This window comes from Collimonas humicola, assembly GCF_018304945.1.
GTDB lineage: Bacteria > Pseudomonadota > Gammaproteobacteria > Burkholderiales > Burkholderiaceae_D > Collimonas > Collimonas humicola.
Genome location: NZ_JAGQEE010000001.1, coordinates 1385380 through 1410995, shown reverse-complemented (window position 1 = coordinate 1410995; position 25616 = coordinate 1385380). Strand labels below are relative to the sequence as shown.

At 59.5% G+C, this 25616-nt stretch carries 27 protein-coding genes and 1 pseudogene; 25 read left to right on the top strand and 3 right to left on the bottom strand.

Annotation, left to right across the window (positions count from 1 at the left end):
- Window positions 1-11: 11 nt before the first annotated feature.
- The 21 genes and pseudogenes from KHU30_RS06370 to KHU30_RS06270 all read left to right on the top strand — a co-directional run bounded on the left by KHU30_RS06370 (window position 12) and on the right by KHU30_RS06270 (window position 19639).
- Window positions 12-275, top strand: coding sequence for an acyl carrier protein (locus KHU30_RS06370; RefSeq protein ID WP_230411379.1), 264 nt, complete (start codon window positions 12-14; stop codon window positions 273-275).
- 13 nt (window positions 276-288) lie between these two features.
- Window positions 289-498: pseudogene (locus KHU30_RS06365) on the top strand (transposase); the annotation flags it as partial.
- A gap of 222 nt (window positions 499-720) precedes the next feature.
- Window positions 721-1926, top strand: a complete 1206-nt coding sequence (locus tag KHU30_RS06360; protein ID WP_211441729.1) for a beta-ketoacyl-[acyl-carrier-protein] synthase family protein — start codon at window positions 721-723, stop codon at window positions 1924-1926.
- A gap of 60 nt (window positions 1927-1986) precedes the next feature.
- Window positions 1987-3066: a beta-ketoacyl synthase N-terminal-like domain-containing protein gene (locus KHU30_RS06355; RefSeq protein WP_211441728.1), complete on the top strand. Its 1080-nt coding sequence runs from the start codon at window positions 1987-1989 to the stop codon at window positions 3064-3066.
- Window positions 3063-4211 carry a beta-ketoacyl synthase N-terminal-like domain-containing protein gene (locus KHU30_RS06350; protein ID WP_211441727.1) on the top strand — a complete coding sequence of 383 codons (1149 nt, stop codon included), beginning with the start codon at window positions 3063-3065 and terminating at the stop codon, window positions 4209-4211. Before KHU30_RS06355 ends, KHU30_RS06350 begins: the two co-directional genes overlap by 4 nt.
- Entirely contained in the window at window positions 4208-5263 is a 1056-nt protein-coding gene (locus KHU30_RS06345) for a beta-ketoacyl synthase N-terminal-like domain-containing protein (protein WP_211441726.1), read from the top strand. Before KHU30_RS06350 ends, KHU30_RS06345 begins: the two co-directional genes overlap by 4 nt.
- Complete coding sequence (locus KHU30_RS25495; protein ID WP_211441725.1) at window positions 5260-6066, top strand: alpha/beta fold hydrolase; 807 nt, start codon at window positions 5260-5262, stop codon at window positions 6064-6066. The genes KHU30_RS06345 and KHU30_RS25495 overlap by 4 nt, the downstream gene beginning before the upstream one ends.
- Before the next feature lie 110 nt (window positions 6067-6176).
- Complete coding sequence (locus KHU30_RS06335) at window positions 6177-7181, top strand: hotdog family protein (protein ID WP_211441724.1); 1005 nt, start codon at window positions 6177-6179, stop codon at window positions 7179-7181.
- Window positions 7178-7870, top strand: coding sequence for a 2-hydroxychromene-2-carboxylate isomerase (locus tag KHU30_RS06330; RefSeq protein WP_211441723.1), 693 nt, complete (start codon window positions 7178-7180; stop codon window positions 7868-7870). The genes KHU30_RS06335 and KHU30_RS06330 overlap by 4 nt, the downstream gene beginning before the upstream one ends.
- Window positions 7871-7883: 13 nt before the next feature.
- On the top strand, window positions 7884-8255 hold the full coding sequence (locus KHU30_RS06325) for a hypothetical protein (RefSeq protein ID WP_211441722.1): 372 nt from the start codon (window positions 7884-7886) through the stop codon (window positions 8253-8255).
- Window positions 8256-8273: 18 nt separating this feature from the next.
- Entirely contained in the window at window positions 8274-8768 is a 495-nt protein-coding gene (locus tag KHU30_RS06320) for a DsrE family protein (RefSeq protein WP_211441721.1), read from the top strand.
- On the top strand, window positions 8765-9193 hold the full coding sequence (locus KHU30_RS06315) for a hypothetical protein (protein ID WP_211441720.1): 429 nt from the start codon (window positions 8765-8767) through the stop codon (window positions 9191-9193). Before KHU30_RS06320 ends, KHU30_RS06315 begins: the two co-directional genes overlap by 4 nt.
- Window positions 9194-9200: 7 nt before the next feature.
- Window positions 9201-10064 carry a hotdog family protein gene (locus KHU30_RS06310; RefSeq protein ID WP_211441719.1) on the top strand — a complete coding sequence of 288 codons (864 nt, stop codon included), beginning with the start codon at window positions 9201-9203 and terminating at the stop codon, window positions 10062-10064.
- A gap of 46 nt (window positions 10065-10110) precedes the next feature.
- The gene (locus KHU30_RS06305) at window positions 10111-11169 is read left to right on the top strand and encodes a beta-ketoacyl-[acyl-carrier-protein] synthase family protein (protein WP_211441718.1); all 1059 of its coding nucleotides are present in this window, start codon (window positions 10111-10113) and stop codon (window positions 11167-11169) included.
- 132 nt (window positions 11170-11301) lie between these two features.
- Window positions 11302-12114 carry an SDR family NAD(P)-dependent oxidoreductase gene (locus KHU30_RS06300; protein WP_211441717.1) on the top strand — a complete coding sequence of 271 codons (813 nt, stop codon included), beginning with the start codon at window positions 11302-11304 and terminating at the stop codon, window positions 12112-12114.
- A gap of 51 nt (window positions 12115-12165) precedes the next feature.
- Window positions 12166-12600, top strand: coding sequence for a hypothetical protein (locus KHU30_RS06295; RefSeq protein WP_211441716.1), 435 nt, complete (start codon window positions 12166-12168; stop codon window positions 12598-12600).
- 81 nt (window positions 12601-12681) lie between these two features.
- Window positions 12682-13635, top strand: a complete 954-nt coding sequence (gene fabD, locus KHU30_RS06290; RefSeq protein ID WP_211441715.1) for an ACP S-malonyltransferase — start codon at window positions 12682-12684, stop codon at window positions 13633-13635.
- Window positions 13636-13812: 177 nt separating this feature from the next.
- Window positions 13813-16179: an efflux RND transporter permease subunit gene (locus KHU30_RS06285; RefSeq protein ID WP_211441714.1), complete on the top strand. Its 2367-nt coding sequence runs from the start codon at window positions 13813-13815 to the stop codon at window positions 16177-16179.
- Entirely contained in the window at window positions 16176-16979 is an 804-nt protein-coding gene (locus tag KHU30_RS06280) for an outer membrane lipoprotein-sorting protein (protein WP_211441713.1), read from the top strand. Before KHU30_RS06285 ends, KHU30_RS06280 begins: the two co-directional genes overlap by 4 nt.
- Window positions 16976-18259: a DUF1302 domain-containing protein gene (locus KHU30_RS06275; RefSeq protein WP_211441712.1), complete on the top strand. Its 1284-nt coding sequence runs from the start codon at window positions 16976-16978 to the stop codon at window positions 18257-18259. Before KHU30_RS06280 ends, KHU30_RS06275 begins: the two co-directional genes overlap by 4 nt.
- 198 nt (window positions 18260-18457) lie before the next feature.
- Entirely contained in the window at window positions 18458-19639 is a 1182-nt protein-coding gene (locus KHU30_RS06270) for an acyltransferase family protein (protein ID WP_211441711.1), read from the top strand.
- 2 nt (window positions 19640-19641) lie between these two features.
- Here KHU30_RS06270 and KHU30_RS06265 read toward each other — a convergent pair whose 3' ends face one another.
- Both KHU30_RS06265 and KHU30_RS06260 read right to left on the bottom strand, forming a co-directional pair.
- On the bottom strand, window positions 19642-20187 hold the full coding sequence (locus KHU30_RS06265) for a GNAT family N-acetyltransferase (protein WP_211441710.1): 546 nt from the start codon (window positions 20185-20187) through the stop codon (window positions 19642-19644).
- 13 nt (window positions 20188-20200) lie between these two features.
- Window positions 20201-20791, bottom strand: a complete 591-nt coding sequence (locus KHU30_RS06260) for a helix-turn-helix domain-containing protein (RefSeq protein ID WP_230427199.1) — start codon at window positions 20789-20791, stop codon at window positions 20201-20203.
- 172 nt (window positions 20792-20963) lie between these two features.
- On the opposite strand from KHU30_RS06260, the gene KHU30_RS06255 reads away from it, so the two are divergent.
- From KHU30_RS06255 to KHU30_RS06240, 4 genes are all read left to right on the top strand, one after another.
- The gene (locus tag KHU30_RS06255; protein ID WP_230427198.1) at window positions 20964-22205 is read left to right on the top strand and encodes an RNA polymerase sigma factor; all 1242 of its coding nucleotides are present in this window, start codon (window positions 20964-20966) and stop codon (window positions 22203-22205) included.
- A 150-nt stretch (window positions 22206-22355) separates the two neighbouring features.
- Entirely contained in the window at window positions 22356-22718 is a 363-nt protein-coding gene (locus KHU30_RS06250) for a YciI family protein (protein ID WP_211441709.1), read from the top strand.
- A 30-nt stretch (window positions 22719-22748) separates the two neighbouring features.
- Window positions 22749-23192 (top strand): VOC family protein, encoded by a 444-nt coding sequence (locus tag KHU30_RS06245; RefSeq protein ID WP_211441708.1) that lies wholly within the window; start codon window positions 22749-22751, stop codon window positions 23190-23192.
- A 72-nt stretch (window positions 23193-23264) separates the two neighbouring features.
- Window positions 23265-23738, top strand: a complete 474-nt coding sequence (locus KHU30_RS06240; protein ID WP_211441707.1) for a VOC family protein — start codon at window positions 23265-23267, stop codon at window positions 23736-23738.
- A 64-nt stretch (window positions 23739-23802) separates the two neighbouring features.
- On the opposite strand, the gene KHU30_RS06235 is transcribed toward KHU30_RS06240, so the two are convergent.
- Window positions 23803-25368 carry a C13 family peptidase gene (locus tag KHU30_RS06235; protein ID WP_211441706.1) on the bottom strand — a complete coding sequence of 522 codons (1566 nt, stop codon included), beginning with the start codon at window positions 25366-25368 and terminating at the stop codon, window positions 23803-23805.
- Window positions 25369-25616 lie beyond the last annotated feature (248 nt).

Below are 25616 nucleotides of genomic sequence, written 5' to 3'. Positions count from 1 at the left end.
GGAATATGCACATGAATACTATGGTTACCAAACAAGAGCGTCTCACTATCATCAAGAATATCGTCTCCGAAATCCTGGAGATCGAACCAAGTGAAATGACTGAAACAAGTCTGTTCAAGGAAGAGCACGACGCCGATTCGTTGCGGGCGATCGAAATCCTCGCCACCCTCGAAAAGGCGTTCGGCGTCGAAATCTCTCAGGAAGCCCTGGCACGCATGGTGAATCTGGCCGGCGTCTACGACGTGGTACGGGAAGCGGCCCACTGGCAGGACTAAGACCCGGAAACCACTGCGCGATGACCAATGGGAGAAATTATCTCCGCTTTTACCGGGCAAGCCGAGCGACCTTGGGGCGGCCGCACTGGATAACAGCCTGTTTTTGGAGGCTGTGCCGTGGATCGTGCGTACCGGCTCACCGTGGCGGGACTTGCCTGCTGAATTGGGTAATCGGCGCACGGCATGCACCCGGTTCAAGCGCTGGGGCAAAACCGGTGTATGGCTGCGAGTCGTCGAAGTTTAGTGATGACCGGCGTCTGTATAAGGACCGCAATCTGGTCGAACGTTTTTTTATTGGATCAAGCAATTCCGACGAATCGCAACACGTTATGAAAAGCCGGCGCGCAACTGCCTGCCGTTTCTTAATGCCGTCTGCGCTGACATCGGGATTGCTTGAATGTAGGCAGGCCTTAGTTCGACCATTATTTTTTTAGGAGAATAGAGCATGCGACGAGTCGTCGTGACCGGCATCGGTGCCGTCAGTAGTGTGGGTATGGGTGTCAAAGCGTTTGCTCAAGCGCTCAAGGATGGCGTTTCCGGTGTTTCCGAAATCAGGTCCTTCGATACAACGGGTTTCGCTTCCAACAAAGGGTGTGAAGTTCAGGGGTTCGAGCCTGAACAGTGGATGCAGCGGGTTGAGCCTGGCACTCTCGGGCGCAGTGCGCAGTTTGCCGTGGCGGCTGCCAAGATGGCGGTCGCGGACGCCGGTGTCGATCCGCGAGAATTATCAAGCAGCCGCTGCGGCGTATCGATCGGCACCACCGACGGCGAGTCGCAAGTCATAGACAAACTGACCGAACAGGCTGTCCGTTCCGGTTATGCGTCGATTGATTATGAGCTGACCCGGCAGGTGCCGTCGCATCGTCTTTCCTTCGCCATTGCGCGCGAGCTGGATCTGCGCGGCGGTGCGGTGACGATTCCTACCGCATGCTCGGCCGGCAATTATGCGATCGGATATGCCTATGACAGCATTGTTCTCGGCGATACCAATTTCATGTTGTGCGGCGGCGCCGACTCGATTTGCCGGAAGACTTTCGCCGGCTTCTATCGGCTGGGTACGATCGCGCCTGAAGTTTGCCAGCCCTTCGATGCCCACCGCAAAGGCATACTGACCGGCGAAGGAGCAGGCGTCCTGCTGCTGGAGTCCCTGGACAGCGCATTGGCGCGCGGCGCCAAGATCTACGCTGAAGTTCTTGGCTACGGCCTGACCTGCGATGCGGACCATATGGTCGCACCGAACCGCGCCAGCATCGCTCGATGCATCCGCCTGGCTCACCAGAACGCCGGCGTTCAGGCACAGGACATCGACTATATTTGCGCTCATGGAACCGGTACGGTGGCTAACGACATTACCGAAGCCGGCGCCATCCATGAAGTATTTGGCGACGGCAAGCCGCCGGTCTCGTCGATCAAGTCGATGATCGGCCATACCATGGGCGCCGCCAGCGCGCTGGCCAGCATCGCCTGCGCGGTGGCAATCAAGGACGGCTTCATTCCTCCAACCATCAATCATCGCGAAACCGACCCGAACTGCAATCTGGATTGCGTTCCCAACCACTCGCGCAAGGCCAGCTTGCGTGTTGTGCAGAACAACGGTTTCGCGTTCGGCGGCAACAACGCCATCACTATCTATGCACACTACGACCGTTAAGAGGAGGACATCATGGCATCGTTAGGAATCGCCGTAACCGGTTGGGAGGCAATATCGCCGTTGGGCATCGGCGCGGGGGCTTTGTCCGCGCCGCAGCTATCCGCCGCCGTTGCTGCGCCACCCATGCATGTGGACCGAGAACATTTTCCGGGAGATATCCACTATCGCACCGCGGATTTTGATGTGGCTGGCATATTGGGCGCCAAAGGCATCCGCACGATGGATCGGACCACCGCCCTGGCCGTGTCCACATCCAAGCTGTTGCATGACAAAATCGCCTATCAGCAATTCATTCCGTCGGAGCGTGTCGGCTTCGTCGTCGGCACCAGCACCGGCAGTATCCGCAGCACTAGCGACTTCACGCGCGATTCGCTGGTGCAGGAAAGGCCTTTCCTGGTCAATCCTGCGCTGTTCCCCAATACCGTGATGAACTGTGCGGCTGGGCAATGCGGCATCTGGTTCAAGGCTCGCTCGGTCAATGCCACCATTTCCGGCGGACGTCTGTCAGGATTGCTGGCTTTCAAATATGCATTGCAGATGCTGCGCCGCCGCTATGCCGATCTGTTGTTCACCGGCAGCGTGGAGGAACTGTGTCCGCAAACCGCGTGGGCATATCGTCAACTGATACACCATGAGCGCAGGCGCCCGGCGCCGCTGGGAGAAGGGTGCGGCATGTTCGCGCTTTCGCGCTCCGCCGATGTAGTGGTCGGAGCCGGACCGGCGGTTGCGGAGATTCTGGCTCTGCAATACGGACGTTATTTCCAGGATTTACGGACGGATCCTGCTGCTGCGCCGGACGGTGTGCGGCAATGCCTGGCCGAAGCGCTCGACCAGGCCGGCATCGGGCCGGAGCAAATCGAACGCTGCATCCTGTGCGGCGCGGCGGACATCGGCAATGACGAGCTGGAGCGTCAGGCGGTGGCGCGCATGTTCGGCAGCGATATGCCGGTCCATGGAAGCGAGCTGCTCGAGCAGTTCGGCGATACCTACAGCGCCACTTTCGCCCTCAATCTCGGCTGGCTGCTTGCCCGCCTTGGCCAGTCGAAGGAGCAAGGTCCGCGCTACGGCCTCTTGCTGACGACCAGCAAAGATGGTCACGTAGGCTGCCTCGTCGTGCGCGTTTCCGGGGAGGCATCATGAAACTTGCCATCACTGGTTCCGCAATGATCACCTGCGTCGGCAACGACAAGGCGGCAAGCTTCGCCGCGCTTTGCCGCGGCGAGTCGGGGCGCAAGGCGTTGCAATCCTTCCCGGCCGACAAGTTCAACGTAAAGCATGCTTACGAAATCGCCGACCGGCCGGCTGGCCGCGACCGCACGCTGCGCACCAGCGAGTTGCTGGCCAAAGCTGTGGCTGCCGCTGCAGCGGAGGCAAAACTGACGTCCGCCGATACGCGCTGCGTGGTCGTCGTCGGCACGGGACTGCGCGAGCTGCGTTCGCTCGAGCTGTTCTGGACCGAGGGACAGCAGGTATCGCTGGACCAGATGCACTTTGAGCGCACTTTGAATGAAATCCTCGGTTATGCGCTGCCGGTCATCACAATCTGCAATGCCTGCTCGGCATCGAATTTTGCGCTGGCCCTGGCGGAGGACTTCATCCAGGAGGGCAGCTACGACCGTGTGATAGTCGCCGGTTGCGACACCATCACCGAGAGCATGTTCGGCCTCCTGGACCGGGTCAACCCCTTGCACCCGGACATGGTGCAACCGTTTGAACGTGACCGCAAAGGGGTCCTGATGGGGGACGGCGCTGCTGCCGTGGTGCTTGAAGCGCCAGATCGGGTACGCGACCGGAAGGCCGAGCCGCTGGCCCTGCTGGCGGGCGTCGGCACCAGCTGCGACGCTAACCATGAGACCGCGCCCAACGCCGACGGCATCGTGCGTGCGATCGAGGACGCCTACCGGCGCGCGGCTGTTCAAGCGTCGGATCTCGACCTGCTTATGGTGCATGGCACGGGCACGGCATTGAATGACAAGACCGAGGCCATCGCCCTGCACCAGGCCATGGGCGCCGCGGCATGCACGATTCCCGTGTCGGCGATCAAGTCCATGACCGGCCACACATCGGGGGCGTCGGGCCTGATCGGCGTCGTTGCGGCGATTGAAACTTTGCGCCAAGGACGCTTGCCGCCCACCGCAGGTTTTTTCCATCCCATGGAGGAAGCAGCTCACATGAATATCGTCAACGTCCGGGCGCTTGATCTTCCGTCCGCACGTTTGGCCCAGATCAATGCCTTTGGATTCGGCGGCGTCAATGCCGTAGCAATCGTGGAGAAACTGAATTGAGTAATGCAACTCGTACCCCTGTGGCAATTACGGGCTATGGTTGGGAATTGCCGTCGCTGGGCAATCCCCGCAACCTGGCGGATGTGTTGTGTCAGCCTGTCGCAAGTGCAATTCCTTTCGCGCCTGAGGACAAGCTGGGCAAGAAGGGCCTGCGCTACAAGGAGCGCGCAACGCTGCTGGCGTTGTGTGCTGCCAAGAGTGCGTTGCAGCACGCGGGCTGGCTCGATGACACAACGGAAAAACTGGAAGCCCCGGACTTCGGCGTCGTCGTCGCCTCCAACACCGGCAACTTCGATACGGTGTGCGGAGCGGCTGACACCATCAGGCGCGAACATGTTGACGCTACCAGCTCGATGGACCTGCCCAATGCCTCGAGCAACGTCATAGCGTCGACGATTGCCATTCGCTTCGGTCTCCAGGCCATTAACCTGATGGTGTGCTCGGGCTCGTCAGCTGCGCTCGATGCATTGGTCCTGGCGGCCAATACGATCCGCAACGGACGCGCAAAGCGCATGCTGGTGGTTGCGGTGGAGAGCGATGGCGTCGCCTTGCGCAGCCTGCTTGCGCAGCAGCGCCTCACCGCCTTGGAGGAGGAAGCGCCGATACTGGAAGGTGCTTGCGCAGTCGTGCTGGAAGCCGCCGAGGAGACACTTGCCAGCCACGCCAACGTCTACGGCTTGCTGACCGACTACGCCTATGTGCACGCTGACGCGCCCGATGCGCATCCGATCTACAACTTGCTGGATCGACATCAACGCAAGATCAAATACCTGTCCGGCGCGTCTTTCGCCAAGGCACTGTACGAACGAGGGTTCGGTGCTGCGGACGACACCGTGATCGACCTGGGAGATCACGTGCTGCGCAGTTACGGATCGGCCGCGTTGCTGCAGCTGCTGCACTATTGCGAGCAACAGGGCGGCGTCACGGCTACAGCGAAGGAAACCGGCGGGCATGGCGCTGTCATCATGGCCGGCGGCGTCTGGGCGGACCGCCGCGCCGGCGCCGTCGTGGTCCTGGCGCCGCCGGCGGCTGGCGAGGGAGCTGCGCTGTGACGAGCCAATCCGTACGCCTGGACGGTTATACGCTGTCGGCCCACTGGAGCGGCGCCGCCGACGATGATGCGCCGCTTGTTGTCCTGCTGCACGGATTGCTGGAGCCCGCAATGGTGTGGGCTCCGGTCATCGCCAAATTGCCGTCTTACTGCCGTTACGTGGTGCTGGACATGCCGTGGAATGGCCAGCAAGGCGGTCACTGGGGCATGCGGCGCCGGCCGGAGTCATGGATGGACGCCGCAATGAAGGCGTTCGAATTGCAACCCGATGCCTTCGTCGCGCATTCATTTGGCGCGAGCACGCTGTTGAGTTATCTGGCGAGCGATGCCGCGGCCGGCTTGCGCCACGGCGCGACGATACTTGTTTCGCCGTTTTACAAGAGGCGTCACGCCGAATTCGACTGGGATCTGTTCCGGCGTTACGTCGCCCATTTTCCTCTATTCGTGGAGGAAAGCGTCAGCCAACGCTCTGGCGGCCGGACCATCGATCGTGATTTGATGTCGCGCATGGTTGAGACCGGCTGCGAAACCTTCGGAGTCTACAACTGGATGGAATTCTGGCAGTTGTTTTCTCGCATGCCGTCGCTGGACTTGCAGCGGCTGACGCAGCCCGTATTGCTGATTAGCGGGGCCGACGATTTCTCGGCGCCGCCGGCGGACCTGCGTGCCCTGGCTGCGGCGTTGCCGCAGTGCAGTACCGAAATATTGCCGCAGACCGGCCATTTTCTGCTCGACAGCCGCCATGCAACGCTTGCCAGCTATATCGGCCGTTTCCTTGGCGCCCATTTTCATGCACTTCCATGAGCGGCTCCCTCGGCGCTCATGCTTAAGCGAGAAATGAAGGGAAGGCGCGCGCCAACCTCCTGCTTTCGTGATCCATCAACTTTAAAGCAATCATTCTGAAAGGTAACGCAATGAATAAACCGCAATCCCTGGAACCGATTCTGATGAATCGCACTACCGCCGTGCTGAAGCCTCGTTTCGAGGGATCGAATATCTGTACCTGGATCGGCTTCAAGCATGTGATGTATGTCGTCGAGGAAGCTGTGCTGGAACACTTCCGGACGCAGGACCTGGCGCCGCGGCAGTTATATGAAGAAGCGGGACTGTGCCTTGAGATCGTTAATTCCAACGTCCGCGTCCTGCATGCGCTGCACATGGATGACAGCGTGCACGTCAATGTCATACCGGTTACCAAATCTACCGATACCGAGATGGTCATGCACATCGAGGTCATGGTGCGCCGCGACGACAAGGAACTGAAGGCTGTGACGGGTACGGTGAATGTTTTGTTCCGCCTCGATGACAGCGTGGTGACGGCGCACGCCGGCTCTGCTGAACGCGATCCGCGCATCGACCGCTACACGCACACGCGGATCCTGCGCGGAGACCGCAAGTCGATCAGCGGCCTGAACCTGGCGCGATCCCCAGGCGTGGTCGCCCCCGATGTGCTTGCCGCGCTGGGCGCCGACAAGACCAATTCCTTCGTGTGGAAGTGGCATGTGCCGTACTTTTACTGCCATTTCAACGATCGCATGCAGCATTCCGGCTATCTGCGCCTGATGGAAGAGGTGCTTGATCTGTTTGTCGCCGATCGTGGCATTTCGATCCGCACCTTGCTTGAGAACAAGCGCTGGATACCTGTGGTTCCCGCAGCCAATCTGCAGATCCTCGATGAGGCGATGATGGAGGACACCATCTACACAGTGTTTACCGTCGAAGATATCTTCAAGGACACTACCTACAAGTCGCGCATGGATTGTTATGTGGAACGGCATGGCGGACTGGTGCATACCGCCACCGGCCACATCACTCACGGCTATGCAGTGGTCGACAGCAGGCGCGACTGGTCGCTGGTGCAGTTTGACGCGGAAGTCGTGGCGGCGTTGAGTGGAAAGACGAAAGCCGGCAACGCATGAAAACCCCCGTGCCGACGTTCTACTTCTCGTTGCGGAGTCCTTATTCATGGCTGGCCTGGCACGACTTGAAGACTTTGTACCCGAAGTTGCTGCAACGGCTACGCCTGGTGCCGTTCTGGGAGCCGGACTCGGCTTACCGGGACGCGCTGGGAGAAAAAGGCGAAGTCTTTCTGTACAGCGCGATGTCCCGTGAAAAGCATCTGTACATCTTGTCCGATGTCAGGCGCCTGAGCCAACGACGTGGTTTGCCGGTGCGTTGGCCGGTCGACCGCGATCCGCAGTGGGAGGTGCCTCATCTGGCCTACCTGGCAGCGGACAGAGCGGGAAAGGGCAGGGACTTCATTGATGTCATCACCCGCTTGCGGTGGCAGGAAGGGGCCGATATCTGCGACCCCGAAACTGTCGCTGCGGCGGCTGTGGAGCTGGCTCTCGATCCTGGATTGCTGAGCAATGCCCATCGCGATCCGGGCTTGCGCGAGCAAGGTCTCTTGCCGCTGCGGGCCTGCATTGCCGATGGCGTATTCGGGGTCCCCATGTTCAATGTCGGCCGCGACAAATTTTGGGGCATTGACAGATTGCCGGATTTCATCGCGGCGGTGGCCGGCGCGGCAGTGTCGGCGGCGCCGGACGAAACGCCGCTGGGACGTCCGGTGCAAGCTTTGTTTGACCACGCCGGCGGTTGTGGCTGAAAAGGAGAGATCAATGACTGTGATGGCTGAAGAGGGCGCCCCGACCGGCGTGGCGCGCCTGCTCATGGTGGAAACCCGTTCGCCCTGGGAGTCCGGCGATGTTGCCGACTTCCTGGGCCTGGTCGACAGCCTTTTGCGCAGCGGCGCCGAGGTGCATTTGCACTTGATCCAGAACGGCGTGCTATGGCTGCAGCGCGATGCCGCTGCCCTGAGCCGGCGCAAGCAGGAATTCGGGGAGCGGCTGCGTTTGAGCTGCGACGATTTGTCGCTGGATTTGCGCGGGATTCCGCACGCCGAAATGGCGCAGCACGTAGAAGTTCAAGGTATCGACGAACTGATGTGCAGGATGCTCAACGCGTCGGTCAAGACGATTTGGCATTCTTGAAACAGGAGATTGGATGCGATGACTGAAATACATGAACACCTTGCTCGGCCTCCCGCATCAAGGCAGGCTTTATCGAAGGACCAGGATACGCCGCAGCCGGAGGGAGGCAAGCCCAGCCTGTTTTTTGGCATGATGGGCACGCCGTTCCAAACGGAGACGACGACTTCGCTGTTCCGCATGGTTGAGTCGGCGCTGTCGAAAGGACATCGTGTAACGGTATGGAATTGCGGTTATGCGACAGGACTGTCGCAGAGTTCGCTGGTCCGTCCGCGCGATTCTTTTGCCGGCCCGGAAGACCAGACCCATAACCCGACCACGGCTGAGTTGATTCAGGGGCTGATGCGCCGCTATGGCGGGGGAGGGCAGATGCTGGACTGGCTGGTGTGCCGCTATTGCATGGAAGAGCGCGGGGCGACGCAGCAGATACCCGAAGCCAAGGTGAAGATTCCCTTTACCTTCCAGCATTACCTGAGCGAGGCTGATGTGTCGCTGGTGCTGGGAGTCAAATCATGAGCGCGGTTTCCGCCACTATTGCTCCCCGCACCAGGCGGCGTTCAAAGAGTTCGCTGGCCATCGTGGAGCGGGCTTTCCGCGGGAGCCTGGAGGAACAGTACGGCCATATCGTCTGGCTGAGCCGGGTCATGCGCCGGATGGGCGCAAATACCGGATTGCTGCTGAAAGGCGATGCCGTGATGTTCGGCCGGTGCCGGCAAGAGCGTGTCGCGCTATCCCTAGGCGATCTGCGGATCGACGATATCTCTCATTACGAGACCACCTTGCAGCATCTGCTGCAAGACGGGGTCCCGGTCTACGCCTGGCAAGCGGACTGCGAACGGCTCCAGCTGATGCCGGAGAACCTGATGAAACAAATACGGCTGGTGCAGGATGACGACATGCCCGGATTGATCCAACAATATGACTGTGTCTGGTACTGGTGAACCAACTATGAACGATATTATGAGAACAGCCGCGCTGCCTGCCGACAATACTGCGGCAGACTCCGAAATGCGAACCCATCTGTTCGTCAGTGGTAGCGATATCTTTGCCCTCGGCCACTATCCGAACAACCCGATCTATCCCGGGGTCTTGATTGCAGAGCAGTTTCTCCGCCTGGCCGAGGCCGTTGCCGGGAAAGTGTTCGGCGGCCCTGCGACAGTCGCCGCGATCAAGCGCATTCAATACCTTGACGCAGTTGTTCCCGGCGATGTGCTCGAACTGGTGGCGTCGGTGAAAAAGAGCAGCCAGGACGGGCTTGAAATCGCGCTGCAGGCCCGGGCCGGCGAGACGGTAAAGACCAGGGCCACCCTGTTGTGCAAGCCCGGAATGCGCCCCGCCAGCGAAGTTACGGCGCCGGCGCTGCCTGCGGCGCCAGGCGAGCGGACCATCGGTCACCGCGCATTGACAGAGATCCTGCCCCACCGCTATCCATTCCTGCTGGTCGACGTCATAGAGGATTTTCAAGCCGGGGACTGGCTGCGCGCGCGCAAAGTGGTCAATCGCGCCTCGCCCCTGTTTCTTGATGGCTTCCCGTCCAGCTATCCGCATGGACTGGTGCTCGAATCGATCGGGCAGGCAGGCATCGCATTGTATTTCTTGTCGCGCGACGGCAGCCAGGCCGTGGACATCGTGCTGGGGTCGATTTGCGATGCCGAGCTGATCAGCGACATCCCGTTCGATGCGGTGCTTACGATCGAGGCACGCATCGAGCGGCAATTGGCAAACGGCGTGGTGCTCAGTGGAGAGGCAAGGATCGGTCAGCAGGTGGTAAGTCGCGTCGGCAACTTGATCGCAATGGTGGATCCGCGCTAGGGCGGACAGTTTTCGGCATCGTTTTTAATTTTTACAAGGATTCAAAATGCGTATAGATGGAATTTCCTTCTTGCCGGCGTCGCGCGAGATGAGTAATCAGGATGTGCTGGACGAAATCCGCAAGCATAGTGCGGATCGCTTCGACGGCGACCTTGACCGAGCGTTGACATACATCAACGGGATGATGGAGAGTACGCAGCTGCAGAAACGATATTGGTTCGCCGAGGACGAGCGTCCCCTGGACCTGATGGTCAAGGCGGCGCACAAGGCAATGGCGCAGGCCGGCTGCAAGGCGGAAGACATCGATTTGCTGATATACGCCGGCAACTGCCGCGGTTTCATCGAACCGGGCGACGCCTATTTCGTGGCGCAGGCGCTGGGCATGGACGGCGTCGATTGTTTTGACGTGCTTGATGCCTGCATGGCCTGGACGCGCAGCTGCGATATCGTGCAGAGCCACTTTGCGGCCGGCCGCTACAAAAAGGCATTGATCGTCAACGCCGAGTCCTATTACGTTCCGGGCGGCGTGTCCTATCCCAGCAATTTTCAGCTCACCGGTTTGCGCGATATCGCCCACTGCTTCTCAGCCTATTGCGGCGGCGATGGCGCGTCCGCCACCGTGCTTGCAGCGGATGGCGGCGATGACTGGGAATTCAATTTCTCGTCGGTAAAGAGCGGCGCCGACCTCTGCACGATTCCCTTGGGCGGCTACGAATCCCGTTCCATGCCGAGCAAGCGGATCGGCCTCAACGGGTTAGGCGCGTTCACCTCGTTCAGCTCTCAAGTATTCAATATCGCCGGCGAACATATGGTGGCGAGCTTGAGCAAGCTTGCGCCGCAGCGCGACCAGATCAAGATCGTTTTCCCTCACTCCGGAGGATCGGTCGGCGAGTATCGGAAATGGGCTGAGCAGGCAGGGTTCGGCGATGTCGTCAAATTCATCTATCCGCAATTCGGCAACGTCGGTTCTGCCTCGATTCCTGCCTCGATTCCTGCCGCGATAGCCTTGCATGTCGAGAGCGGCGAGGTCTGCCGCGGAGACCGCATCGGATTCTGGCTCGGCAGTTCCGGCATGTCGTTCGTTGCTGCGACGCTCTGCTATTGAAATGGCCCGCCGGATGACGTCGTTTCGGACCCGCCGCCGGCGGGAAGCCGGACGGCGCTTGTCTTGGCGCGGCATCAACGCCTAGTTTTTTATCGGTCGAAGGACGGATGAGCTGTTACAAGGAGATTGGTTATGAAGCGCAATGATTTTGCCGGCCATGTCGCGCTGGTGACGGGAGCTTCTTCAGGATTGGGGGCGGAATTCGCCAGGCAGTTGCATGGCATGGGCGCCGACCTGATTATTGTCGCCAGGCGCCAGGCGCTGTTGCATGAGCTGCAATCTGAATTGGAGCAAAGGCGCGCCAATTCGGTTCGTACGCTGACGATTGACCTGGTGGACGGCGAACAGCTTGCTGGATTGATCCGGATGGTGAAGCAGGAGCGCATCGATATCCTGATCAACAACGCGGGCAAAGGTTGTTTCAATGCGTTTTCCGAATCGCCGGAGCTGGCGCAATCCGAGATGATCGACCTCAACATGCGCGCTCCCACGATGCTGCTGCATGCGGTCTTGCCGCAGATGGCGCAACGGCGGCAGGGCTTTGTCGTCAACGTTGCGTCGATTGCCGCGTTTTCTCCTTCCCCCTATCTTGCTGTCTATTCGGCCAGCAAGGCGTATTTGCTGTCGTTGACAATATCGCTGCGGCATGAATTGCGCGATAAGGGAATCAGGATGACCGCGCTGTGCGCCGGCGCCACGGAAACCGAGTTCACCGCAGCGGCCGGCGTTCCGCGCCAGGCAGTGGAGAAAGTGCCGCATCTTTCTCCTCGATTCGTGGTTGGGCAGTGTCTCGATGCCTTGCAAGACAACCAGGCGCGCGTCACGCCGGGAGCCATGAACCGCATTGTGGGATGGTTGCAGCGCGCGCTGCCGGCGACCTGGTCCGCCAGCGTATTCGGCGCATTCCTGGGTAAATTTGCCGGACGAACGGACAAGACAGCCTAGCAGGCGCCGCGCTTGCCAGCCAGTTCATTCAATAGAAATAGGAAATCGACAATGTTCGCGAACTCTCTCATCATCAGCGCTGGCGCCGCCAGCGTACTGATTGCGTTGCTCCACGTGTATGTGATCTTGAAAGGCCCTGTCGCCTATCGCCAGTTCGGCGCCGGCGAGCGTCTTGCCTCAATGGCTGAGCGCGGTTCGTGGCTGCCGGCCCTGCTGACCTCTGGCATTACCATCACTTTCCTGATTTTCGCCTACTACTACATTGCCGCCGGCGGATGGGTGCCGATCCCGCCATTTTTGCAGGTGGGGCTGCTCGCCATTGCAGCGCTGTATACCGTGCGCGGAGTGATGATCGTGCCATTGCTGGTGGGCGGCAGGACGTTGACGCGATTTGAATGGGGATCGTCGCTGCTGTCGCTGCTGATCGGTCTGCTTCATTTCGCTGCAACTTCGCTTTACCTGCAGCATTCGGCGGCACTTGCGTAAGCGAGCGTAGTCAGCGTGCGTAGTAAGCATGCATATTCAGCAGTGCCTTATATATCCCGTATCTGAGGAGCATTTCACATCATGAATAAGAGAGTCGCCTATGTATTCCCAGGGCAAGGTTCGCAAAGTATCCGCATGCTGGATGCATGGTCTGGCGAGCCGACGGTCCGGAACACCGTTGCCGAAGCGTCGGACGCGCTGGGATTGGATTTATGGAAGCTGATCGAGTGCGGGTCGGCGGAGACGCTCAACAGTACCGACAATACCCAGCCGGCGCTGGTCGCGGTGTCCGTTGCCTTGTTCCGGGCCTGGCAAGAACGCGTGCCGATGTCGCCTGTCGCGGCAGCCGGACACAGCGTAGGAGAATATTCCGCGCTGGTCGCCAGCGGCGCGATGACGCTGGCCGATGCGATCCGTGTTGTGCGCTTTCGCGGCCAGGCCATGGCCAAGGCAGTGCCGCCGGGCAGCGGCGGGATGGCGGCCGTCCTTGGCCTGGGTGACGAGGCGGTGGAGCAGCTGTGCATCGATTGCGCTGGCGATGACCTCCTGCAGCCGGCCAACTATAACGCACCGGGACAGGTGGTGGTGGCGGGGCACCTGGCTGCGATCGAAAGGATCAAGAGCAAGGCAAAGGAAGCCGGCGCCAAGATGGTATTTGTCTTGCCTGTCAGCGGACCGTTTCACTCCGCGCTGATGCAATCCGCCGCGGATAGCCTGGGTGCGCGCCTGCAATCCCTGTCGGTGGAACAGCCGGCATTCGATGTGCTCCAGAACAGCGACATGCGCGTAGCGCATCAGTGGTTCATCAAGGAAGCGTTGGTAGCGCAGCTCACACGGCCAGTCAGATGGGTCGAGACCATCCGTCGCTTCGAGCAAGTCGGCATTACGCACCTCGTCGAAATCGGGCCGGGCGAGGTGTTGACTAACCTTACTAAAAGAATTGCGCCGGCAATACAGTGCATGCCGATCAATTCGCCAGTCTTGCTGGAGTCCGCCGTCGAAGCAGTGGAGAAAAGTCAGCCAATCGCGGCATGACAAGGCTAACCGCGGCGCAGATTGGACGGCGTTGGATAAAGGACGATATGAAACAAATCGAAAATTGCTGCCAATGGCAAAAAAAACCAGGCGCAAATGCAGATGGGTGCAAATATCGAAAGCGCACCTCGCATGAGCCATGCATGGCCGGAGCCGATCAAAACATGAGAGAAATTGATGCGTAAATTTACTGAAACGATTATTCGGTTTCGCTGGCTATCCATCGTAGCGACGCTGTTGCTGACGGTGGTCCTGGCGTACTTTGCCTCCGGACTGCGCGTTGTCATTGATCCGACGGCGCTGAATCCGCAAAGCCATCCGTTTACCCAGTCCACCAAGTTGATCGACAAGGTGTTTGGATCGGAGTATCTGGTCCTGATCGGTGTCACGGCCACGGAGGGAGACATTTTTCAACCGGCGGTATTGCAGCGCGTAAAGCAAATTACCGATGAGCTGGAGGCCACCCCAGGCGTGGTGAAAAGCACGCTGGTCAGCCTTGCCGCGCCGCAGGCGAAAAACATCCATGGCACGTCGGAAGGGTTCGAGGCCCGTCCGCTGCTGGGCAAGACCGACCTCAGCGAGCAGGAGCAGAAAGACCTGAGGGCGGCATTGAAGGCCAACCCGGTTTACATGAATACCATTGTTTCGCCGGACTTCAAGACCGCCGCGATACTGGTGGAATTGAAGGAGAGATCGGATGGATTCGCCAAGATGGTCGCGCCGGTCAAGGCGATTGTCGATGCGCAGGCAGGCCCCGAAGTGAAGTTGACCATGGGCGGGAATTCGGTTTATCTGGATAAGTCGGAGGAATTCGCCGGCCGCATGGGCTACCTCTTTCCCATCGCCGTGTTGGTGATCGGTTTGCTGCATTTTGAAGCGTTTCGCAGCAAACAGGGGCTGATATTACCGTTGGTTACCGCAATTCTCGGGGTGATCTGGGGGCTGGGAATCATGGGGGCTCTTGGCCAGCAGCTCGATATCTTCAATTCGCCCACGCCTATCCTGATCCTTGCCATCGCCGCCGGGCATGCGGTTCAATTATTGAAGCGCTATTACGAAGAGTACGAGCGGCTGCGCCAGACCACCTCGCTTGCGCCGCAGGAGGCCAACAAGGAAGCCGTGATACGTTCCATGGTCGGCGTGGGGCCGGTGATGCTGATTGCAGGCGGCATAGCGGCAATCAGTTTTTTCTCGCTCCAGATATTCGATTTATCGTCCGTGCGCGCCTTCGGTCTGTTTACAGGAATTGGCATCGTGAGCGCGGTAATGCTCGAGATGACTTTCATCCCTGCAGTGAGGTCGCTGTTGCGCGCGCCAAATGACAAGGAACGCGCGATTGAAGCCAAACTCAGGATCTGGGACCGGATCCCGCGCTGGATCGGCAGGCAGGTGCTCAGCAAGAAGCGCCGAAAGATCATCGGCCTTTGCTGCGTGCTTCTGGTCGCGACGAGCGCCTTCGGCATATCGCATATCGTGGTCAACAATGCCAGCAGGATTTACTTCGCCGACGATTTGAAAATCCGCCAGGATGACGATTTTTTGAATCGCCAGATCGGCGGCACCAACAGCCTGTATCTGATGATTGACGCGGGCGCAGCGGACGGCATCAAAGATCCGGCCATCCTGCGCGGGATGGACAGGCTGCAGCAATTTGTGGCAAGCCAGCCCAATGTCGGCAAGATCGTCTCGATCGTGGACTACATAAAACGGATGAACCAAGCCATGCATGCCGATGCTGCCGATGAATATCGCATTCCGGCTTCGCGTGAACTGGTGTCGCAGTACCTGTTGCTGTATTCCATGTCAGGGCAACCGGACGATTTCAATGCCTATGTGGATTACAACTATTCATCGGCAAAGATGACGGTCCTCCTCAAGACTGGCAATACGGATTACCTCAAGCAGCTTATCGGATCGATCCAGGCAAAGGCGGCGGATGAGTTCGGCGACCGCGCGAAGCTGATGGTAGGCGGCGACGTGGCCTTGAATATTGCATTGACCGACACCATGGTGAACGGCAAGACCAAGAACATCATACAGATTGCCATTGTGATCTTCCTGGTGTCTGCGCTCGTTTTCCGTTCATTGACCGTGGGGCTGATTGTACTGGCGCCGCTATTCGTCACCATCTTGGTGATCTTCGGCACGATGGGTCTGTTTGGCATCCCGATGAATATCCCGAACTCGCTGTTCGCCGCGATGGCGGTCGGTATCGGCGCCGACTATGCGATATATCTGCTTTATCGATTCCGCGAACAAATCAAGTCGGGTGAAGATATCGATGGAGCGATCCAGCACACGCTGGCGTCGGCTGGCAAGGCGATACTATTTGTGGCCACTGCAGTTGCCGGGGGTTACAGCGTTCTCTCGTTGTCCATTGGTTACCTGCCGCACCTCTGGCTGGCGATTTTCATCGTGCTCGGCATGTTTGTCAGCGCGTTCGCTTCGCTGTTCCTGGTGCCGACGCTCATCATCAGTCTGCGCCCGAAATTCATCTACACCCAAACCTTGCCTGCCGATCTTGAAGAAAGGGCCGCAACATGATATCGACCACTATTATCGGCCGGCTGGCCAGCGTGCTGACCTTGGGCATTGCGCTGCAGATGCCGGCAATGGCTGCGGAAGACACAGCGTTGAGCATCATGCAGAAGAGCGCTGCCGCGATCAAGCTGAAGGACTCGGTGTTCAAGGCAACGTTCACATTGATCAACCGGGACGGCAGCACCAGGATCCGGCAAACTTCGGCCTATACCCGCCTGCAGGGCGATAGTGCGGACAACATGCGGCTGGTGCGTTTCCTTGCCCCGGCCGATATCAAGGGCACGGCAACGCTGCTGATCGAGCATACCGCCAGCGATGACGACATGTGGATCTACCTGCCTGCGCTGGGCAAGGTCAGGCGCTTGTCAGCCTCCAACAAGAAAGACAGTTTCGTGGGGACCGATTTCAGCTATGGCGACGTGATCGGCTACAAGCCCGAGGAATGGTCCCATCGGCAACTGCGCGAGGAAAACGAGGGCAGCCAGCCGTGCTACGTGATCGAATCGCTGCCAGCCACCGATGCGGTGAAACAAAACTCCGGTCAAAGCAAGCGCGTCACATGGGTGCGCAAGGACAATTTCGTGGCCGTTAAGTCCGAGGCCTGGGACACTTCCGGGCAACTGGCCAAGCGCATTACGCTCAGCGACGTCCGTCCGGTCGGCAGCAACGGACGCTGGCAGGCCATGGTGTCCGAAGCCCAAAACCTTTTGACTGAGCACAAGACCACGATCAAGTACGAGGAATTTCAGGTTGATCAGAATGTCCCGGAGAAAATGTTCAACCCGCGCGAACTGGATAGATGAGTCGAATCGATAGCCGGCTGAGGAGGCGGTTTCTGCAGGTTGCCGGCTTGCTGACGATGGCGTTGATACGGGTACCGGTGTTTGCAGGCGATGTGGCGCCGCCGTTGGCGTTGGATGGCACACTGTCGCTGCGTAGCGACGTCTGGCAGCACTCGCGCGATCTGGATCTGCGCGGCCCGATTGCAACAAGTTCGGCCTGGGCTCGCTTCAAGGTCGATCTGGACAGCGCCGGCGATGTGCTTGGAAGCGGCTGGTTGCGTGGAGAAACCGGCAGTGGAAAGTCCGGCGAGACAAGCGGCTTGGTCCGTGAACTCTACTGGAGGCGCAATCTGGGCCCGGCGGAATTGCGCCTGGGACGGCAAATGGTGGTCTGGGGGCGTGCCGATGCAATCAATCCGACGGATAACTTGTCGCCCAGGGACTATACGTTGCTGGTGCCGGAAGATGCCGACCAGCGCTACGGCAACACAGGCGCCCAGGTGAGCGTCGACGGCAACCTTGGGACTTTCTATGGCTTGTGGTTTCCGTCGATGGCTTCGCACAACCTGCCGCTGCCGATCAATCCGGCGCTGCACTATGACCGCGCGCCATTGCGATATCATCCGCAGCTGGCGTTGAAATGGGAGGGCCGTGGCGACAACGTTGACGGTTCCATATCGTATTTCCACGGCACGGACCTCACGCCGGATCTCTATTTCGGCGGCATGCTCGGCGACCAGTTCAAGGTCCAGGTCAAGAATCGACGCCTGGACGTGATTGGCGCTGACATCAGCATGAGCCGCAACCAGACCGTATGGCGCGCCGAGGCGGCTTACACGTTTACCGACAGCAGCGGCGAACGGGACTTCTCGCACAAGAAATCGCAGTTCAAGCTGGTCGCCGGCGGCGAATGGCGGCTGAGCGAGGCAACCAGCCTGGGATTGCAGGCCGTGGTGCGGCGAGTGTCACGATTCTCCAGTCCCGATACGATCGATGATCCGGCGATGCGGGCAATAGCGTGGGCCCAGGCCGACCTCAGCGACCAGGCTTCACGCTGGCAGCGCGGTTTGGTTTGGCGGCTGGCCGGCAATTGGTGGAACGATACATTGCAGATGGAATTCTCCGGCCTGCAGGTATGGCCGGGCAAAAGCGGCGCGTTGCGCACAAAGATAGCCTACGCAATCAATGACCGTTGGCACGTGCGGGCAGGCAGCGACTATTATTTTGGCGCGGATCACAGCTTCTGGGGGCAATTGAAAGGCAACCGCAACATATATGTTCAGTTGCGCTATACATTGTGATGACAAATAGGTAGACATTTGGCGGCAGGCAAAAGTACACTGAGTTGTTTTGTGGCAATATTCGGCCGCCAATGTACCGGCCATCGGGATGCAGGCGTATTGCAAGGACGGCGGCTGTATGCGCCGGCAGTTTTGACCCGGCTGCCATGAAAACCTGCACCGCTGACTACTTCGACCAATCCTCTCCGCCAAGCCGCAATGCAGCCAATCACGCAAGTCCTGCCAAGCAAGTCCCATCGAAACAATGGCCTGGACACGCTGCGCGCAGCGGCCATCATCCTGGTGTTCATGTATCACTACATGTGTTTCGTCAGTCAGGAAGCGACCTTCGGCTGGGCCAGCAAGATAGGCTGGGTCGGGGTCGACCTGTTCTTTGTGCTGAGCGGCTATCTGATCAGCAACCAGATCTTTGCTGGTATCGCCCGAGGGCAGCGGCTTTCACTCACGAATTTCTACGCGCGCAGATTCCTGCGCACTTTGCCTAATTTCTATGTCGTGCTGGGTTTGTATTTTCTCTTTCCTGTCCTCATGGGGGGAAACACGCCACCGCCGCTCTGGCGCTTCCTCACGTTTACGCAGAATCTCTGGCTGCAGCCGGGTACGGCGTTCTCGCACGCGTGGTCGTTGTGCATCGAGGAACAGTTTTATCTTTTGCTGCCCGCAGTGGTGATCATTGCGGCGCGCTATGGCAAGTCGATCCGGCTGGCCTGGATTGCGCTCTTTGTGCTGGTGCTGGCCGGAATCGCGCTGCGCAGCCTGTTATGGCTGCAATATGGGCGGCAAGCGGGTGGGGCGATCGGCGGCTACTATCCAAACGTCTACTACTCAAGCTTTTGCCGCTTTGATGAATTCCTGCCAGGAATTGCGGTGGCGCTTCTCAAGAATTTTCACCCGCAGGCCTGGCAAAAAATCCTGCGCCGCGGACAGGCGCTGCTGCTTGCGGGAGCAGCGGCGACGGCGCTGCTGTTCTACCTGGCCGTCAACTATTACATGATCGACGGCTATGGTTACGGCTATTTCATGACCGGCTTCGGCTATTCGCTGCTGGCCGTCGCTTTTGCGCTGCTGGTGACGGCGGCGCTCAGTCCGGCCAGCTATCTGCATCGCTGGCGGATTCCTGGCGCCGCGCAGCTGGCCGCCTGGTCGTATGCGATCTATCTGGCGCACAAGCCGTTGTCCATGATCGCGCACAAGATGCTGCGCGGCTCCGGTCTCAATGCCGTTGCCGAGGCAAGTTTGATCATTGCGTTGAGCGTCGCCGCCGGGTGGCTGCTTTACCTGCTGGTAGAAACGCCTTTCATGAAACTGCGCGACACCCGCTATCCGAGCAATTTCATGGCGGATGCCGGGCCGTCTTTGGCAGCCAAGGCGGCTGCCTAGACCTATCTTTCCTGCCCGCCGGCCTCGATGCGCTTATAGAAGATGGTCGTCGCACACAGGCCGCCTTGCGGCAGCAGGGCATAGTCCGGAATCACGCCGGACGCTTGCCAGCCGAGGCGTTTGTACAGCCGTTCCGCGCTGTCGCTGGCGGTATCGAGCACCAGCACGTTCTTGCCGGCGCCGGCGGCGGCTTGTTCCGCGGCGATCATCAGTTTCTCTCCCAGCCCTTGCTTGCGCGCCTTGCGATGCACCAGCAGCTTGGCGACATCGGCCCGGTGCGGCTGGTTCTCCGGCTGGCTCAGCACGACTTGCACGGTGCCGAGGACGGCGCCATGCCAGTCTTGCGCCGTCAGTAATATGCGTTCGCCGGCAGCGACGCTGGCGGCAAGGCTGCGCCAGAAATTTTCTGCGCGGGCTTGCGACAGGGGCTGCATGAAACTGACGGATGCGCCGCCTTCCACGCAATCGACCAGCAGTTCGCCCAGGCCGCCAAGCAATGCTGGATCTTCAAGCGCGGATACGCGATGGATTTGTATATTGGTTTGCATGCTTGCGTCCTTGTCATTGTGCGGGTTCGGTGCTGGTGACCACCGCGTAGCGCGCCGCCTTACGGTGGGGGTTATGGAAAGCGGTAGGGCAGTCCAGCTGAAACGCCAGGCAGTCGCCGGGTTCCAGCGCGTACCGGCTGGTGCCGACGGTGATGTCGATGCCGCCTTCCAGCACCCAGATTTGCTGATGCACGCGGGCGTCGCGGGCGGCGGTTTCATAAGTCACTTGGGCGCCGGCAGGAAACTCCACTTCGACTATCCGTATCGGCGTTTGCGGATTGGGCGGCGAGATATTGCGGCGCAGGTATCCCGATTGCGGATCGCGCCACTCCGGCTGCTCGGCCCGGCGCATCAGCGGGGCGACGGCGGCCGGCGCTTCTTCGAACAGCGCCAGCAGCAGCACGCCGAGTCCAGCCGCCAGCTTTTCCAGGACGACAGCGGTAGCATTGCTCTGGCCGCGTTCAATCAGCGAAATCATGGAGCGGCTGACGTCGCACCGGGCCGCCAGCGCGTCCAGCGACAAGCCGCGTTGCTGGCGCAGGAAACGTACGCGGGAGGCGATGCGGGCATTGATATCCATCCGGGCGAGTCTTTCGATATCCATAATATTGGAATTATTATCCAGTATATTAGATTGACGAGTCAAGTCGCTTGCGGGGCTCAATTGCCATGAAGAAGCTGGACATTGTTCGATGTATGATTCAAGCGCAACAGGAACACTGCTTTGCAGGCAGGATGGTTGCCGCGACCAGGGACAGCTTTGCAGCAAAAATTAATTGACAGATACGATGCAGACAAGCGCTTCGATTGAAGATATTTACCGTAGCGAATCGCGCCGCGTATTCGCTACGCTGGTGCGCCTGCTGGGCGACTTCGACCTGGCTGAAGAAGCCCTGCAGGAGGCCTTCAAGGCAGCGGTCGAGCAGTGGCCGCGCGATGGCATTCCGGCACAGCCGGTGGCCTGGCTGGTCTCCGCCGGCCGCTTCAAGGCGATCGACACCATACGGCGGCGGGCAAGGTTTACCTCCTATGAAGATGTCGCCGAGATAGTCGATGAGATGGCCGAAGAGGCGCCGGACCAGCACGAGCATCTCGAAGACGACCGCCTGCGCCTGATTTTTACCTGCTGCCATCCCTCGCTGGCGCCCGACGCCCAGATCGCCCTGACCTTGCGCGAAGTCTGCGGGCTCAGCACCGAAGAGATCGCCCACGCTTTCCTCACCCCGGCGCCGACGCTGGCGCAGCGCATCGTGCGCGCCAAGGCGAAGATACGCGACGCCCGCATTCCTTACCAGGTTCCCGAGCGCGATGAATTGGCGGTGCGCCTGCACAGCGTGCTGCGCGTTATCTACCTGGTGTTCAACGAAGGTTATTCGGCGTCGTCGGGAGCGTCGCTGACCCGGCACGATCTGTCGCAGGAAGCGATCCGCCTGGCGCGCCTGCTGCTGGAGCTGCTGCCGGAACCCGATGTGGCGGGCCTGCTGGCCCTGATGCTGCTGCATGAGTCGCGCCGCGGCGCGCGCAGTACTGCGGATGGCGACCTGGTGCCGCTGGATGAGCAGGACCGGAGTTTATGGAATGCGCAGTATATTGTCGAAGGATCGGCCCTGGTGGAGCGCGCCTTTTCGTCGGGGCGCATTGGCGCCTACACGCTGCAGGCGGCAATTTCCGCGGTGCATGCCCAGGCCGCCAGCGCCGACGCCACCGACTGGCAGCAGATCGTCGGCCTGTACGACGCTTTGCTGCGGCTGGAGCCGACCCCGGTGATCGAGCTCAATCGCGCGGTAGCCGTGGCCATGCATCAGGGACCGCAAGCCGGGCTGGCGCTGGTGGAAAAACTGATTGCCGACGGCCAGTTGCAAAACTACCATCTGGCCTACGCGGCGCAGGCCGATTTCCATCGGCGCCTCGGACATGTCGCGGAAGCGCGCGCCGCGTATGGCAAGGCGCTGGCGTTGACGCAGCAGGAACCGGAACAGCGCTTCCTGAACCGGCGCCTGGCGGCTTTGCCGCAATAACAAACTCGGGAAGCAGTTTGTTTTCAAAGTATTAACGCCGGTTTCGCCAACACAAAATTTTTTGGCCAGCTGTCGATTACGCCGTTTGCCGTTCGATTAGCTAGTGTAAGTCAGGCAGTCGTTACTCAATATCCTCTATCGGAGACCACCATGAATTATCTATGCCTCGTCTATCTCGCGCATGACCAGCTGCACGCTTGTCCGGATAACGTGTGTTTTGCTTTTGGCCAGGAATTGCGTGAGAGCGGCCACTATGTCGCCGCCCAGGCGCTCAAGCCGGTCGACAGCGCCACCACCGTGCGGATACGCAACGGCCAGATGTCGCTGACCGACGGCCCGTTTGCCGAAACCAAGGAGCAGCTGGCGGGCTTCTATCTGATCGACGCCAAGGACTTGAACGAAGCGATCCACTGGGCATCGAAAATTCCGCCGGCGCGTTTTGGCAGCATCGAAGTGCGGCCGGTGCGAGAGCTTGAGCTCACCGACCTGCCGTCCATGTCCGCCACCGTCTGAGAATACGTCGCTTACCTGAAAGGCCATATCATGCACAAGCAAATCTATGTCAACCTGCCGGTCAAAGACCTGCCCAGGTCCATGGCTTTCTTCAAGAGCCTTGGCTATACCTTCAATGCAAAATTCACCAATGAGCAGGCCGCCTGCATGGAGTTGGGCGAGAATCTGTACGTCATGCTGCTGGTGGAAAAATTTTTCGAGGGCTTTGCAAAAAAGCCTGTCAGCGATGCCACCAGGCAGACCGAAGTGCTGCTTTGCGTTTCTTGCGACAGCCGCCAGCATGTGGACAAGCTGGTGGCGCTTGCCATGGCGGCGGGCGCACAGCAGATGGAAGAACCGAAGGACTATGGCTTCATGTATGGCAACAGTTTCCACGATCTCGACGGCCACGCGTGGGAAATGATGTACATGGAGCCGGAAGCGGCCGGGCAAGCAGCGTCTGCAGGCAGCGAAAAGCACAGCGCAACGGTGTAATCGTCTTCATTTTCCCGGGAATGCTTCGGGGGAATGCTTCAATCTTCCCGGGGCTTAGAGGAGCAAGCCAAAATGCAAAAAATCTCTCCGTTCTTATGGTTCGATGGCCGCGCCGAAGAGGCCATGAATTTTTATACCTCGGTTTTCAAGGACGCCAAGATTGGCGACGTCCAGCGCTATGGCGATGCAGGTCCTGGGCCGAAGGGCTCGGTCATGTCGGCCACCTTCCAGCTGCATGGCCAGGATTTCATCGCGCTCAACGGCGGCCCGCAATTCAGTTTCACGCCGGCCATCTCCTTTTTCGTGAATTGCGAAAACCAGGAGGAAGTGGATGCGCTGTGGAACAAGTTCCTGGACGGCGGCGAGCCGCAGGGCTGCGGCTGGATCAAGGACAAGTTCGGGCTGTCCTGGCAGATCATCCCGACCGCCCTGGGCAGGATGCTGCAGGATAAGGATCGGCAAAAATCCCAGCGGGTCATGCAGGCCATGCTGAAAATGACCAAGATCGATGTCGCGCTGCTGACCCAGGCTTACGAGCAGCAGTAAGGCGCCGGGCGGGCCGCCGAAGGAATGCCGTCCAAATCCTGACTGAACGGCATTGCCGACAGGGTTATTTGGCCTGCGCCCGCCATTTTTTCAGATACGCGTCAATCGTTGCCGTGTGATACATCTGCGGTTCGGAATGCAGTATTTCGCCATCCTCGTCCTTGAGCTTGGTATCGTCTGTTTCCCAGGTGGTGACCAGCGCCTTCGCCTTGTCGAAGGCTTCGCTGAACGAAGCGCTGTCCGGCAAGGACTTCTGGAAAAACGCTCTGCCGAAATAGGTGAAGTCATTGTCGTCGGCGCAGCCGAAGGAGGTGCGGTCGCGGCGCGCGGCGGCAATCACCATGGTGTGCGCATTCTTTAGCGGATCGATGAAGCCGCCGGCATAGCAGGCGGATACAACCACTACCTTCCAGCGTATCCCGGTTTCCTCCAGCAGTTTCGCCAGTTCCTTTGCCTCCAGGTTACGCAGGCTCATGCCGTTTTGCGCCAGCGACAGCTCATGGCTTTGCGATCCGTGGCTGGTCAGGTAGAGGAACAGAATATCGTTCTCCTTATCCATTTTCCCGGCGATCGCGCCCAGGCTCTCGCGGATGCTGGTGATCGTCGCCATCGGCTGCTCGGCCACGGTATTGCGGCTGTTAACCAGCGCCATCGATCGCCCTTGAGTGCCGAAATCGCGATCGAACTGTTTGCGGACAAATTCGGTTTCGCGGCGAAATACCTCTTGCGAGCCGTCGCCGGCAACTGCCAGCAGATAGAGATTGATTTTTCCCGGTGCATGCGGCGCAAGCGCCGCCAGGCTTTTGTCGAGCAATGCGCGCTGGCCGTACAGCGCGGTTTCGATATTGATTTTTGTTTGTCGCTCTGCGGCCTTGTCCACCAGCTTGCCGTAACGCCAGACGCCGATGTCCTTGCTGCGGCCGTCTTTCTGCGGCGATGCGTAGATCAGGATGCCGCCGCCGTTGAACAGGTCGTACGCAAGGCTGCCCTTGTACTCGTCGCCGTCGGCGTTGCGGTAAATCCCCATGCCGTCGAATTTTCCATCCTTGAAATCGCCCAGGTAGCGGCTGCCGTCCTTGCCGGCGAAGCGCCCTGGCCGATTCAGCTCGCCAGCCTCAAATACGCCTTCATAGGTATTGCCGGCGGCGTCGGTAAAGCGGCCGGGGCCGTCGGGCAGCCATTTCTTGAAGGCGCCGACATGGCGCGAGCCGTTCTGTGCCTGGTAAATGCCGTGCCCGGTGAAATCGTTATTGCTGAATTCGCCTTCGTAATATTCGCCGGCCCGGACCTCGTATCGCCCTTTGCCCTGAAAGCGGCCGCTGGCGAAATCGCCCTTGTATTTGCGTCCGTTCTTGTACTTTATTTCGCCTTTTCCGGAAAATAATCCCTGTTCAAAATTACCCTCATAGATATCGCCGTTCGCCCAGCTTATTTTGCCCTTGCCCTGCAGTTTGCCGTCTACCAGCGCCCCGTGATATTGGCCGCCATCCGGCGTTATCGCGTCCACGGCCGGAGCTGCGGCCGTGGACGCGCCGATGGCCAGCCCGGCAAGGACCGCAAATAGGGCGGCATGGCGCACGAACGTGCGGCGGCAAGCGCCTGGGACGAGTCCGGGTTTGGTCCTGTACATGTACTTTCCTGTCTACTGGGTTTTTAATCTGAGTAAGTTGCAATTTGGAAATTTAACACGAGATATTGCTATTTCATATAGAGACGTTTGATGCGCACAGCGAATTTGCATGTGCCTGCGTGACTGATACTGCCAGCCTGCGGCAGGTTCGCTGAACTTCCGGGCATCGTGCCGGATTATTGCTATGTGCGCTGGCAGACAGTCTGCCGGCAGGGCTTCATGCACACTGACAGTGCTACCCGACATTG